Source organism: Acinetobacter uliginosus (assembly GCF_044130295.1).
Lineage (GTDB): Bacteria > Pseudomonadota > Gammaproteobacteria > Pseudomonadales > Moraxellaceae > Acinetobacter.
The window spans coordinates 1-12521 of record NZ_JBIQOC010000102.1 but is presented as its reverse complement, the minus strand read 5'-3'; the positions used below and the strand labels follow the sequence as shown (position 1 = coordinate 12521).

11 protein-coding genes and 1 pseudogene are annotated in these 12521 nt (G+C 41.3%); 2 read left to right on the top strand and 10 right to left on the bottom strand.

The features are described 5' to 3' along the window. Positions 1-147: 147 nt before the first annotated feature. The 3 genes from ACE01T_RS15650 to ACE01T_RS15640 all read right to left on the bottom strand — a co-directional run bounded on the left by ACE01T_RS15650 (position 148) and on the right by ACE01T_RS15640 (position 4922). Positions 148-2310: a malate synthase G gene (locus ACE01T_RS15650; RefSeq protein WP_300043579.1), complete on the bottom strand. Its 2163-nt coding sequence runs from the start codon at positions 2308-2310 to the stop codon at positions 148-150. Positions 2311-2669: 359 nt separating this feature from the next. Next, on the bottom strand, positions 2670-3818 hold the full coding sequence (zapE, locus tag ACE01T_RS15645; protein ID WP_086195462.1) for a cell division protein ZapE: 1149 nt from the start codon (positions 3816-3818) through the stop codon (positions 2670-2672). 96 nt (positions 3819-3914) lie between these two features. Then, positions 3915-4922: an AraC family transcriptional regulator gene (locus ACE01T_RS15640; protein WP_300043576.1), complete on the bottom strand. Its 1008-nt coding sequence runs from the start codon at positions 4920-4922 to the stop codon at positions 3915-3917. Between the two features lie 157 nt (positions 4923-5079). Here ACE01T_RS15640 and ACE01T_RS15635 point away from each other — a divergent pair, with 157 nt between their 5' ends. Further along, positions 5080-6591 carry a flavin-containing monooxygenase gene (locus ACE01T_RS15635; RefSeq protein ID WP_300043574.1) on the top strand — a complete coding sequence of 504 codons (1512 nt, stop codon included), beginning with the start codon at positions 5080-5082 and terminating at the stop codon, positions 6589-6591. A gap of 49 nt (positions 6592-6640) precedes the next feature. Continuing rightward, the gene (locus ACE01T_RS15630; RefSeq protein ID WP_300043572.1) at positions 6641-7549 is read left to right on the top strand and encodes a LysO family transporter; all 909 of its coding nucleotides are present in this window, start codon (positions 6641-6643) and stop codon (positions 7547-7549) included. Between the two features lie 127 nt (positions 7550-7676). Here the strand turns inward: ACE01T_RS15630 and pyrF are convergent, their stop codons facing one another. The 7 genes and pseudogenes from pyrF to ACE01T_RS15595 all read right to left on the bottom strand — a co-directional run. Next, positions 7677-8357, bottom strand: a complete 681-nt coding sequence (gene pyrF / locus ACE01T_RS15625; RefSeq protein ID WP_086195465.1) for an orotidine-5'-phosphate decarboxylase — start codon at positions 8355-8357, stop codon at positions 7677-7679. Positions 8358-8594: 237 nt separating this feature from the next. Beyond that, entirely contained in the window at positions 8595-8960 is a 366-nt protein-coding gene (locus tag ACE01T_RS15620) for a lipopolysaccharide assembly protein LapA domain-containing protein (RefSeq protein WP_086195466.1), read from the bottom strand. A 21-nt stretch (positions 8961-8981) separates the two neighbouring features. After that, entirely contained in the window at positions 8982-9284 is a 303-nt protein-coding gene (locus ACE01T_RS15615) for an integration host factor subunit beta (protein ID WP_180041642.1), read from the bottom strand. A 160-nt stretch (positions 9285-9444) separates the two neighbouring features. Further along, positions 9445-11121 (bottom strand): 30S ribosomal protein S1, encoded by a 1677-nt coding sequence (rpsA, locus tag ACE01T_RS15610; protein WP_086195468.1) that lies wholly within the window; start codon positions 11119-11121, stop codon positions 9445-9447. 106 nt (positions 11122-11227) lie between these two features. After that, the gene (cmk, locus tag ACE01T_RS15605; RefSeq protein ID WP_180080319.1) at positions 11228-11911 is read right to left on the bottom strand and encodes a (d)CMP kinase; all 684 of its coding nucleotides are present in this window, start codon (positions 11909-11911) and stop codon (positions 11228-11230) included. A 12-nt stretch (positions 11912-11923) separates the two neighbouring features. Beyond that, positions 11924-12361 carry an SRPBCC family protein gene (locus ACE01T_RS15600; RefSeq protein ID WP_300043566.1) on the bottom strand — a complete coding sequence of 146 codons (438 nt, stop codon included), beginning with the start codon at positions 12359-12361 and terminating at the stop codon, positions 11924-11926. Positions 12362-12437: 76 nt separating this feature from the next. After that, a pseudogene (locus tag ACE01T_RS15595) lies at positions 12438-12521 on the bottom strand (IS5/IS1182 family transposase); the annotation flags it as partial.

Sequence of the window (12521 nt, the reverse complement as noted above, 5' to 3'; positions counted from 1 at the left end):
GTGACAAAACCTGAATCCTGGTCGTTAAAGTGTTTGTTTGCACTCATATTTTAACTGTTAGGACTCAGGTTTTTTTATTTAAAGCAAACTATGGGACAGCAGTGCCTCCGAAGAGGCTTTTTTATATGGTAGCTTGATTACGCAGGATTAATCACCTGTGTAACCTTTTAATTTCAAACGGTATGCATGAAGTAGCGGTTCAGTATAACCAGAAGGTTGTTCAGCACCTTTAAAGACTAAGTCATATGCAGCTTTGTAAGCACAGCCATCAAAACCTGGTGCCATTGGTGTATAAGCTGGATCATTTGCGTTTTGCTCATCAACCACTTTAGCCATACGTTGCATCACTTCTTCCACTTGCTCTTTGGTTACAATACCGTGACGCAACCAGTTTGCAACGTGTTGAGAAGAAATACGTAATGTCGCACGGTCTTCCATCAAGCCAACATCGTTGATGTCTGGAACTTTAGAACAACCTACACCCAGATCAACCCAACGAACTACATAACCCAAAATACCTTGAAGGTTATTTTCAAGCTCTTTAGTTTTCTCTTCAGCAGTCCAGTTAGTATCTGTCGCTAAAGGTGGCGTTAACAAGTCATCTAATGATAACGGCTGAGTATTCAACAATTCTTTTTGACGCTCAGACACGTTGCATTGATGGTAATGGATCGCGTGAATCACAGCGCCAGATGGAGACGGAACCCATGCACAGCTTGCACCAGCTTCTGGATGCTCAATCTTGGTTTTGTACATATCTGCAAGCATATCTGGTTTTGGCCACATACCTTTACCGATTTGCGCTTTACCACGTAAACCTGCTTGAAGACCGATCATCACGTTACGGTTTTCATAAGCCGGGAACCAAATTTGTGACTTCACTTCACCTTTACGAACAAATGGACCTGCTTCCATAAACGTATGGATTTCATCACCAGTACGGTCCATGAAACCTGTGTTAATGAAGATGGTACGGTCTTTCGCCTGAGCAATAGAGTTTTTCAGGTTCACGGATGTACGACGTTCTTCATCCATGATGCCGATTTTTAAAGTTTTCGCAGGTAAACCTAGTGCCTGTTCAGCACGTTCGAATAATTCAACTGCAAATGCAACTTCTTCTGGACCATGCATTTTTGGCTTCACGATATACATAGAACCTTTACGCGAGTTCTTGATCGTATTTTCACCTTTAATGTCTGCAAAAGTCAGCAATGGCGTGATTAACGCATCCATGATACCTTCGTAGATTTCTTGACCATCTACCAAGATCGCCGGGTTAGTCATCAAGTGACCCACGTTACGAAGCAACATCAATGAACGGCCATGAAGCGTCGTTTCACCACCAATCAGGTTTTTATGAGTACGGTCCTGATTCAATGTACGAGTCACGGTTTTACCGTTTTTCTCGATTGATTCAGAAAGTGTACCGCGCATCAAGCCCAACCAGTTACGGTAGCCTTCAACTTTCTCTTCAGCGTCTACAGCTGCGATAGAGTCTTCCAAGTCTTGAATAGTGGTTACAGCAGCTTCAAGTACAAGATCTTTTACGCTAGCAGCGTCAGTTTGACCAATCGGGCTGGTTGCATCAATTTCAACAATAACGTGTAAGCCATTGTTCAGAAGTACGATTTCAGTTGGTGCTGCTTCATCACCATTGAAACCTACAAATTGCCCTTCTTTTGCTAAAGTCGTTGTTGAACCATCTTTTAGCGTCACAACTAATTTTTTGCCTTCAACCGCATATTTGGCTGCATCTGCATGCGAACCATTTGCCAGAGGGAAGGTTTCATTTAAGAAGTTTTTAGCAAATTCGATAACTTTTGCGCCACGAACCGGATTATAGCCCTTACCTTTTTCCGCGCCATCTTCTTCAGAGATTACGTCAAAACCGTAAAGCGCATCGTATAGAGAACCCCAACGTGCGTTTGCAGCATTCAAGCAGTAACGTGCATTACGCACAGGTACTACCAATTGCGCACCAGCCAATAATGCGATTTCTTCATCTACATTTTCTGTGCTGATTTGGAAATCTTCTACTTCTGGTAATAAGTAGCCAATTTCAGTAAGGAAAGCTTTGTAAGCTTCGAGTTCAAATTTGTTGTTGCGGTGCCATTCATCAATTTTAGCTTGAAGGTCGTCACGCTTAGCCAATAGTGCTTTGTTCTTTGGACTAAGATCGACAACGACTTGTTCAAAGTTTTTCCAGTATGTTTCACTGTCCAAACCAGAACCTGGTAATGCTTCATTTTCGATGAAATCGTAAAGTTCTTTAGCAATCGCTAACTTGCCTTTTTGAATACGTGCAGTCATTGTCTTTCCTGATATTGCTACTTTTTATAACAAGAGATTCTAGTATACCGATTTATACCTAGCTGAATAGTATTATCACATTCCTAAATAATGATCATTTCTTAATAAATGAATGTACACATCACTCAATAAAATAAAGATCACAAATGCAACATTATTATCTGCCTGAATACCTTTTTATAGTCTATAAAGTTTTTAAAATGTCGAAATTAGACTTAAGTGCAGAATTTTGTTTTAAAACCAACCAAAAACGCTATTTCTATCACTGTCGAGCAAAGATTAAGCCATGAATAGAACAAAATGTCGATAAAACACTCAAAAAATTTATGTAAAAAAGCGCCTGTTTAGGCGCTTGATCTTTAGCTGGCTTCTGAGGCCGATCCCTGTATTTGTCTATGTTCAGAGTTCAGATAATCGTCAGACTGCATTTCCAGTAAACGTGAACGCGTGCGTTCAATTTCAAAGGCCAGTTTTTCGCCTTGATAAATGTCAATAATACTATCTTCCGAAGTCAGCAATAGTTTGACCCCACGATCGTAAAATTCATCGACCAGATAGATAAAACGGCGTGTACCTTCCGATAGATAATCGGTCAAATGCGGCACATTACTGACCAGTACAGTATTATAGATATTGGCGATTTCAATAAAGTCAGCCGGACTGCGCGGTTTTAAACACAGCTCTGAATATTCACACCACAACACATCTTCAGTATGACCAATGGTTTCAACAATACGGTTATTGATGATAATCGGTTCTTGAGATTGGGTTTGAGTCTGAGTTAAAGCAGTAAAGCGCTGCGCAATCCAGAGTTTATGCTCATGTGTTAATGGATGTTTAAACAATTGTGCCTGTTTCAGCACACGTAAACGATAATCCACGCCAGCATCCACATTGAGAACTACACAATGTTTTTTCACCATTTCAATGGTAGGTATAAAACGGTCACGATGGATTCCATTTTTATATAAACCATCGGGTGCAATGTTTGAAGTCGCCACCAAGGTAATGCCACGGGTAAACAGTTTCTGGAATAACTCGCTCAGAATCATGGCATCCGTGACATTGGAAACAAAAAATTCATCAAAACAGATGACCACTGCCTGCTGGTAAATCTGGTCTGCAACCTGATCCAACGGATTTCGCTGCCCTGATAATTTATTCAGCTCACGATGTACATGTTGCATGAAATGATGAAAATGCATGCGCGTTTTACGGCGAAACGGAATCGACTCAAAAAACTGGTCCATTAACCAGGTTTTACCTCGCCCTACACCACCCCACATATATACACCTCGTGGTGAGGTTTGACGACGAAAACGGCGAAACGCTTTTTTTGAAGCTTTGAAACGCTGAATCAACTCTTGCCAAACGCGATCCAACTCATGTACAGCTTGCGCCTGTGCCTCATCCGGCATGAACTGGCCAGACGCGATGGCCTGTGCATAGCGCTCCGCAGGTGATAAGGGAATAAAGGCTGTACTGTGCTTAGAATTTAAATCTGACATAGGATTGAATACTATTTTAGGCTATTGAAAGTATAGCGAAGGTTGAGGTGAAATATATAACACTTTGGCATTAATATACTTAGGCTATTTACAAAACTACTTAAAGTACTGGCGTGGACTTTGTCCAAACCAGCGTTTAAAGGCATGATTGAAAGCTGCAGGCTCGGAATAACCTAGCAATTCTGCAATCATTTCAATGGAATATTCTTTATATTCCATCAATCTTAATGCCTTGTCTTTAATCAATTGTTCACGTATCTGTTTATAACTGCTTTGTAACTGTTGCAGTTGATGCCGCAACGTACGTTCTGGAATTTGCAGCGCTTGTGCCGTCTCTGCCATGCTAGGCATTACACCCGCTTGCAGCTCCAGATAATCCTGCACACGCTGCACCAGGGAGGGTACAGATTTATTCATCTTTAAACGCTCCAACTCAGCAATACATTTGCTCTCATAAAGATTAAAGGTCATTTTATCTGCTGAAGGGATTTGTACATTTAACACGGCATCATCAAACCAGAATGCTGCCGACTCAGCAGCAAACTGTAATTCAGTACCATAGTAATCCTGATAGACATCTAGATCCTGCTGATTTTCAGGCAGCATAAACGGCAGTTCAATCTGCATTCGGGGAATACTTAAGCCCATCATGTTATACAGATCTTGAATAAATTTATAAGTTCCCGATATTTCACATTGTGCTCGTAACAGTCCGAGGTCACTGTTTAAATCTTCAGGTACATAGCACAAAGCCACCTTTTGAGCTTTATATTTTAAACTTAACACACCTGTTAAATGAGTTAATGCCTGATAGCGAATCCCCTGCTCTAAAGCAGTACGGATATTTTCACTGGTAACCAGTAACATCAGTAAAGGACCATAACCCGCAAGTACATAATGCTGCCCAATAAACAGACCTTTTTCTGGTGCCACATCCTGCCCAATAACTTTAAGCACATCCCATTCCAGACCTGGATGAATAATTGAGCTAGGATCCAATGCATCCGCACGCAGTCCAATACTTTGAAGTTTTGGATCAACAGCAATCCCAGCTTTACGCATGCCTTGAATTAAATACATCAAGCCGAGAATGGAACGTTTCATAGCAGGATCACATCAAAATAACCTCTTAATTTTTACTATAATTTTTCATGCTTGCAAATTGCCGAAACTATCAATTTTTCTGTCATGGCTATCATGTCGGTTATCTCACCCTTGCTATAAGATACAAAAATAATAGAAGCAATAAGGCCAATAAAAAATGCACAATCAAACACTGCCGCAATCTATGCCAACACAAACAAAAATCGCTATGATTGGTGCAGGCTTTGGCGGTTTGGCGATGGCTATACGTCTACTACAAAGCAATATGCATAATTTTGTGATCCTGGAAAAAGCCAGTGATGTAGGGGGAACCTGGCGCGAAAACCAATATCCCGGTGCAGCCTGCGATGTCCAGTCCCATATGTATTCCCTTTCTTTTGCCCCCAAAAACGACTGGTCAAAACGCTATGCTGAAGCACCCGAAATCTTTAAATATATACAAGATTTAGTCACTGGCTTTAACCTAGAAAAATATTGCCAATTTAATTGTGAAGTTCTGGCTGCCCAATACAATGAACAAAGTTGTGACTGGAAACTCATCCTCAATAATGAGCAAACTTTAATTGCTCAATTTGTGGTTTTTGCATCCGGCCCTTTACATGTACCCCATATTCCTCATATCAAGGGCATTGAAAAGTTTCAGGGTAAAGTTTTTCATTCCTCACAATGGGATCATCAATACGACTTGACAGAAAAAAATGTTGCTTCAATTGGGACAGGTGGGAGTGCAATTCAATACATTCCAGAAATTGCAGCTAAAGTTAAGCAACTCTATGTGTTCCAGCGTACTGCGGCTTGGGTCATTCCTAGAGATGAACGCCACTATTGGAATGTTGAAAAGAAATTATTTAAAAAACTAGACTGGTTTAGAAAACTGCACCGGGCTCGCTTATATTGGTCCAATGAATCTCGCGTGGTTCCGATTGTTCAACCTGCAGTGATGAAATACACCCAAAAACTGGCAGAAGCTTTTATCAAGTTTCAGGTCAAAGACAAAAATCTGGTGCAAAAACTGACACCTGATTACATCATGGGATGCAAACGTATTTTGGTATCCAATAAGTACTATCCCATTTTTAACCGAAGCAATGTTGAACTGGTGACCGAGGCTATTCAGGAATTTACTGAAAACAGCATCATTACCAAAGATGGCAAAGAACGTAAGATTGATTGCTTAATTTATGGAACCGGTTTTATTACCGATCCACGCATCTATCTAAAATCATTTCAATGTAGTGGTGAATACGGACAAGATTTGCACGATGCCTGGCAGGAGGGTGCAGAAAGCTTTTATGGGATGTGTACCAAAGGCTTTCCCAATTTATTTCAGTTGCTGGGGCCTAATACGGTTTTGGCACACAACTCTGTGATTTTTATGATTGAATCTCAGGTGAACTATATTCTACAAATGATTGAACTGGTCAAAAACACGCAGAGTCATGCCATTGTGGTTAAAGATCAAGTACAAGACCGATTCAACCAGCGTGTACAAAAATGGCTGGATAGCACAGTCTGGCAATCTGGCTGTGTGAGCTGGTACCAGCAAGATAGCGGCAAGAACTTTGCCCTGTGGCCTACTTATACCTGGAAATACTGGCTACAGACAAAAAAGCTTAATCCCGCTGACTTCCGTCTGCTAAATAAAACAACTGGAAGTCGTGCAGCCTAAATATTTAATGGTCATAATAAACAGGTATTTATTAGCTGCTTAATTCTTTATGCAATCCTTTTGGTTGATTTTCCAGTTACTGTTTTGTTTAGCGCTCGGATTTATTTTGGCAAGACGCTTACCTCACTGGCTTGAGGATCTTGCTTTTAAGATTCTGCCCTATTTTACCTATATTCTGCTGATTGCTATTGCCATTGAGTTTAGGCAAACATTGCATACGGTTGCTCAGCCTTGGCAAATCCTGAATCAGGCCGCTGTTTTAGCCATACTCACCAGTCTCGGCGCATTCCTCTGCTGTTATGTGTTATTCAGGCTTTTGGGTTATCAACCGAGTCACGGCAAAGTGTCTATGAGCCTTGTGAGCAAATCCCTGATCAACATCAGTTATGCTTTTATTGCCTTGGCATTAGGCTATGTACTTTCTGAATCTAAAGCCCACATGGGCTACACATTGCATATAAGTACCTGGAACCTATTGCTGGCGTTCATGTTCATGATTGGCTTGGATCTTGCCTATTCACCCTTAGACCGATCTTGGTTGAATTGGAAAATTTTACTGGTGCCATTGGGCTGTATAGTCGGTTCACTACTGGGTGCTTTCGTTACAACTACACTGATTCAAGACATTAGTTTAAAAGATCTCATCATGCTGTCCCAAGGTTATGGCTTTTATTCCATGACCGGTATTGTGGTCACAGAACTCAAAAATGCCCATCTTGGCAGTATTGCACTGATGAATGACTTGTTTCGAGAAATTCTGGCAATTGTGTTTATGTATATTATCGGTTGGCGTTATCCACGCTCTGCAATTTCTTCAGCAGGAGCAACAGCAATGGATGTCACTTTGCCGATGGTAAAACAGGCATGTGGCAATGATTTCATTCCACACGCCATGGTCAGTGGCTTTATTCTTTCTATACTAGCGCCCATATTGGTGAGTGTGCTGGCAGCAGTTTAATTTTTATATTTATCCCTCTCTTACCTCCTCTCCCAGAAGGAGAACTTGTCCATTTTTACAATAATGAGACGTTCTCTCTCCCTTTGGGAGATGAGGAACACTGCTCCGCAAGGGAGAGGGTGTAAAGTTACAAGGTCGCCAAAATATCTTTTAGCATTTGACGCGGATTGTCCGACTTAGTAATTGGTCGTCCAATCACCAAATGTGTAGAACCATCCAGCATGGCTTGCTTAGGTGTGACAATACGTTTTTGGTCATCTGCCGCAGCACCCGCCGGACGAATGCCCGGAGTGACTAAAGCAAAGCCCTGGCCTAAAGTTTCACGCAGCATTTTGGCTTCCTGAGCAGAACAAACCACCCCATCCAGACCACTTTCCTGAGTGAGTTTTGCAAGACGTTGCACTTGTTCAAATGGTTCAACATCTAAACCAATATCTTTTAAATCTTCACGGCCCATTGAAGTCAACACAGTCACTGCAATCAGCTGCGTATTATAGTTACCCGCTTTTAAGCGCTCTACACAGGTTTCCATCATCTTACGGCCACCTGATGCATGCACATTCACCATCCAAACACCTAGGTCTGCTGCTGCACATACGGCTTGAGCCGTAGTATTGGGAATATCATGAAACTTCAAGTCCAGGAAAACTTCAAAACCCTTGTCATGTAATGCCTTTACCACATTTGGGCCTTCATGAGTAAATAGCTCTTTACCAACTTTCACCCGACATAATGCAGGGTCTAACTGCTCTGCAATCGTTAATGCGTCATATTGGCTTTTAGCATCCAGTGCAACAATGATACTCAAGAGACTTACCTTCGCTCAGACAAAAAAGAAAGCTTATTATAAAAGGTATTCCAAGGTTTAACAAAGTGATAAAAAATTAGTTCATTGACGTTATTGCTTTAAATTTTCCTTATAAGGTTAGCTTGTAAAAATAAAAAACACCCTGAAGCATTTACTTTAGGGTGTCCCAAAATTTATTCAATGTTTCGGTTTCAAGCTGGCTGGCTAAAACCCAAACATTATCACTAACACACAGCACTACAAGGGATTAGACGAACGATCATTCGAATGAATGTCTAAAACTGTTTTTTCATGTCTGCTATGAGCTGCTGCCTCAGCTGCTGCCAGTTGTGCCGCCTGTATTTGTTCTTTTCGAAGATGTTCGATGTCTTTACGTAGTCGCTTAATTTCCCAATTATTTTGAAATACCCGGAAAATTTGTACCCCTAACAACAAACCCAATGCCACACCTAATGCCAAGGTTAATAACAGCAATAAACCTAAACGCATTGCCGGTACCTGTGTAAACAATAGGTCAACTGAAAGTTCAGTACCATTTTGCAGCACAAGAGCCAATGAATAGCCAAAAAGTACAATGAGCAATGCGACTAAAATGTAACGCATAAACACCCCATAAATTTTTTATTACTGTACCGATTCGTTTACTGCATCACGCAATGCTTTGCCAGGTTTAAAATGCGGAACTGCTTTCGCAGCTACTTCAACAGATCGACCTGTTTTAGGATTACGCCCCAAACGTGGATCACGGTGATGCAAAGCAAAACTGCCAAAACCCCGGATTTCAATACGATTATCAGATGATAATGCGGCTATCATTTGATCAATCATAATCTTAACAGCTTCTTCAACCAAAGGTTCTGCCAAGTGTGGATTTTTTAGGGAAATTCGCTCTATTAAGTCAGACTTATTCAGTGCTTCAGTAGTCATCTGCGACCTCTTTAATTATCAAGCTACTTTGTAGATGAAACGATAATAACCTGTTTAAATACAAAACGGTAGCGTAATAAGTTAATACTACGCTACCGTTTACAGTATTTGTGTAAAAAGTATTAGTTAATTTACATTAACAATACATTTTAACATCTACTTAGTTACCCATTTGAGCTTTGATCAAATCACCAATAGTCTTAGGACCATTGTCTTGACCAGCTGCAGCTGTTTTCAAGTTAGCAACCGCTTCTTTCTCTTCAGCTTCGTCTTTCGCTTTGATAGACAAGTTGATAGAGCGAGATTTACGGTCTACATTGATAATCTTAGCTTCAACTTCTTGACCAACTTCAAGGAACTTAGTTGCATCTTCAACGCGGTCGCGGTTGATTTCAGATGCTTTAAGAGTCGCTTCAACTTCGTCAGCTAACTTAACAGTAGCGCCACGAGCGTCAACTGCAGTTACAGTACCTTTAACAAGCGCACCGCGTTCGTTAGCAGCCAAGAAATCGTTGAACGGATCGCTGTTCATTTGTTTGATACCAAGGCTGATACGGTTACCTTCAGCATCTACAGACAGGATAACTGCTTCAACAGTGTCACCTTTCTTGTAACGACGAATCGCTTCTTCGCCTTGTTCGTTCCAAGAGATGTCAGACAAGTGAACTAGACCATCGATACCGCCTGGTAAACCGATGAAGATACCGAAATCAGTGATTGATTTGATCGTACCTGAAACTTTTTCGCCTTTGTCGTGGTCTTTAGCAAACTCTTCCCATGGGTTAGCACGAGTTTGTTTGATACCCAAAGAAATACGACGACGTTCTTCGTCCACTTCAAGAACCATAACATCAACTTCGTCACCGATCTGAACAACTTTAGATGGGTGGATGTTTTTGTTAGTGTGGTCCATTTCTGAAACGTGTACTAAACCTTCAACGCCTTCAGCGATTTCAGCGAAACAACCGTAGTCAGTCAGGTTAGTTACGCGCGCTTTAACGATAGAACCTTTAGGATAACGGTTCATGATCGCTAACCATGGATCTTCGCCTAATTGTTTAAGGCCTAAAGATACGCGGTTACGTTCGCGGTCGAATTTAAGTACTTTAACAGTAACTTCTTGTCCAACTTCAACAACTTCTGAAGGGTGCTTGATACGTTTCCAAGCCATGTCAGTGATGTGAAGAAGACCATCGATACCGCCAAGGTCAACGAACGCGCCGTAATCAGTAAGGTTCTTGATAGTACCAGTAACTGTTTGACCTTCTTCAAGCTGAGCAAGAAGAGCTTCACGGTCAGCTGAAGATTCAGCTTCCATAACAGCACGACGAGATACAACAACGTTGTTACGTTTAGCATCAAGTTTGATTACTTTGAATTCTAACTCTTTGCCTTCAAGGTGAGTTGTATCACGGATAGGACGAGTGTCTACCAAAGAACCTGGCAAGAACGCACGAACTGGACCGATGTCAACAGTGAAACCACCTTTAACTTTACCAGAGATAACACCAGTAACGATTTCGCCGTCTTCAAAGATTTTTTCAAGTTTAGTCCAAGTTTCAGCACGTTTCGCTTTTTCACGTGATAAAACTGTTTGACCCATACCGTTGTCAAGAGCTTCAACAACAACATCAACAGTATCGCCAACTTGAACTTCAAGTTCACGTTGGTCGTTTAAGAATTCAGCGCGGTCAACAATACCTTCTGATTTAAGGCCAGTGTCAACTGTTACCCAGTCAGAGTCGATATTTACTACAACGCCTTGGATGACTGCACCCTTTTCAACGTTGAGGTTTAATTCGCTTTCTTCAAAGAGGGCTGCAAAAGATTCGGTCATGATATACCTGATAAGTCAGCGGTCTTGGATCAGACAAGGCCGGTTTAATTAAGCTTCCACATAGTCCGTAATAAACTGATCTAGCTATGCTTTTGCTGAAAATTCGTTAATTAGCTAACTGCTTGTCGACAAAATGGGTCATCAATTTGAATACTTCATCGATATTCAATTCTGAACTATCAATAATATATGCATCTGCTGCCGGTTTGAGTGGTGCGACCGTGCGCTCCATATCTCTTTTGTCTCGAGCTTGTATATTAGCTAAAATGTCGTTCATTTTAACATCTAGCCCCATCCCCTGCAACTGCTTTACTCGTCGCTCCGCTCGGGATTCAGCCGATGCCGTCAGATAAATTTTTGCTTGAGCTTGCGGAAAAATGGAAGTTGCCATATCCCTGCCATCGGCAACCAGTCCCGGAGCTTGTGCAAATGCATGTTGACGTTCCAATAGCGCTGCTCTAAGCTCAGGAACTACCGCAACTTTTGAAGCAAACTCTCCCACCCGTTCGGTACGGATAGTTTGGGTCACATCTTCACCATCAAGCTCAACTCGGGTACCAGATTCAGTCGTCACAAATTTTATGTCTAAATTTGTTGCAATTTTAATGCACTGCTCCAGTTCGGAATCCAGGCTATCGAGTAAATCCTGTTGATGTAATGACAGCCCGAGCAGACGATATAGAGCACCCGAATCAAGCAAATGAAATTGATAATGTGCTGCCAGTTTAGCCGCAAGTGTGCCTTTCCCGGAACCACTCGGCCCATCTATGGTAATAATTTGAACTGTCATTAATTTTCCACTTTACCCTATACAAGTTTTAGCTAATTTCGAAAAACCTAGTTTAATCGCAGATTTAAGCTGTGCAAGGATTAATTTACTGATAAAAGGTGCACGTGCCTGCAATTCAATGGTATAGGTAACCAAGGTTTTGTCATCATCTTTAGCCTCAAACTCGATAATGCCCAAATGGTGTTTCACCAAAGGGTTTTTCACAATCTGGTATTCGATACGCTGATTCGGTTCCAGCAAGGTAATCTGTTCCCGTAAAGGCTTGACGGGACCAAAACCCATACGGCGTACCGAACCCACCCCATCCGGACGCTCAGGATCTGTAGAATCTTTAATCCGTTCAACCTGAATCGGTGCAAAAGCTACATTGTAGGTGGCATGCTTTGATAGCAAATCAAAAACCTGATCGATGGGTGCGTTAAATTCTTTTTTTACTTGAATAGAATTCATGACTTATCCTGATTTTTATTGACAATACTCATTGTCATTATAGTTTATATGATTTTAATTAGGGTCTGTTGACATTTCAAGTATAGAATTTACCCGATAAAGGTAGCCAAATAAATATACAAGCTAATGCAACTGCACCCTCATAGCTACACTTTAGCTT

Bases quoted from the DNA above. Each gene is read 5' to 3' on its own strand.
- ACE01T_RS15650 (WP_300043579.1), bottom strand. From the start codon at position 2,310: ATGACTGCACGTATTCAAAAAGGCAAGTTAGCGATTGCTAAAGAACTT.
- zapE (WP_086195462.1), bottom strand. From the start codon at position 3,818: ATGTCAGATTTAAATTCTAAGCACAGTACAGCCTTTATTCCCTTATCA.
- ACE01T_RS15640 (WP_300043576.1), bottom strand. From the start codon at position 4,922: ATGAAACGTTCCATTCTCGGCTTGATGTATTTAATTCAAGGCATGCGT.
- ACE01T_RS15635 (WP_300043574.1), top strand. From the start codon at position 5,080: ATGCACAATCAAACACTGCCGCAATCTATGCCAACACAAACAAAAATC.
- ACE01T_RS15630 (WP_300043572.1), top strand. From the start codon at position 6,641: ATGCAATCCTTTTGGTTGATTTTCCAGTTACTGTTTTGTTTAGCGCTC.
- ACE01T_RS15620 (WP_086195466.1), bottom strand. From the start codon at position 8,960: ATGCGTTACATTTTAGTCGCATTGCTCATTGTACTTTTTGGCTATTCA.
- ACE01T_RS15615 (WP_180041642.1), bottom strand. From the start codon at position 9,284: ATGACTACTGAAGCACTGAATAAGTCTGACTTAATAGAGCGAATTTCC.
- rpsA (WP_086195468.1), bottom strand. From the start codon at position 11,121: ATGACCGAATCTTTTGCAGCCCTCTTTGAAGAAAGCGAATTAAACCTC.
- cmk (WP_180080319.1), bottom strand. From the start codon at position 11,911: ATGACAGTTCAAATTATTACCATAGATGGGCCGAGTGGTTCCGGGAAA.
- ACE01T_RS15600 (WP_300043566.1), bottom strand. From the start codon at position 12,361: ATGAATTCTATTCAAGTAAAAAAAGAATTTAACGCACCCATCGATCAG.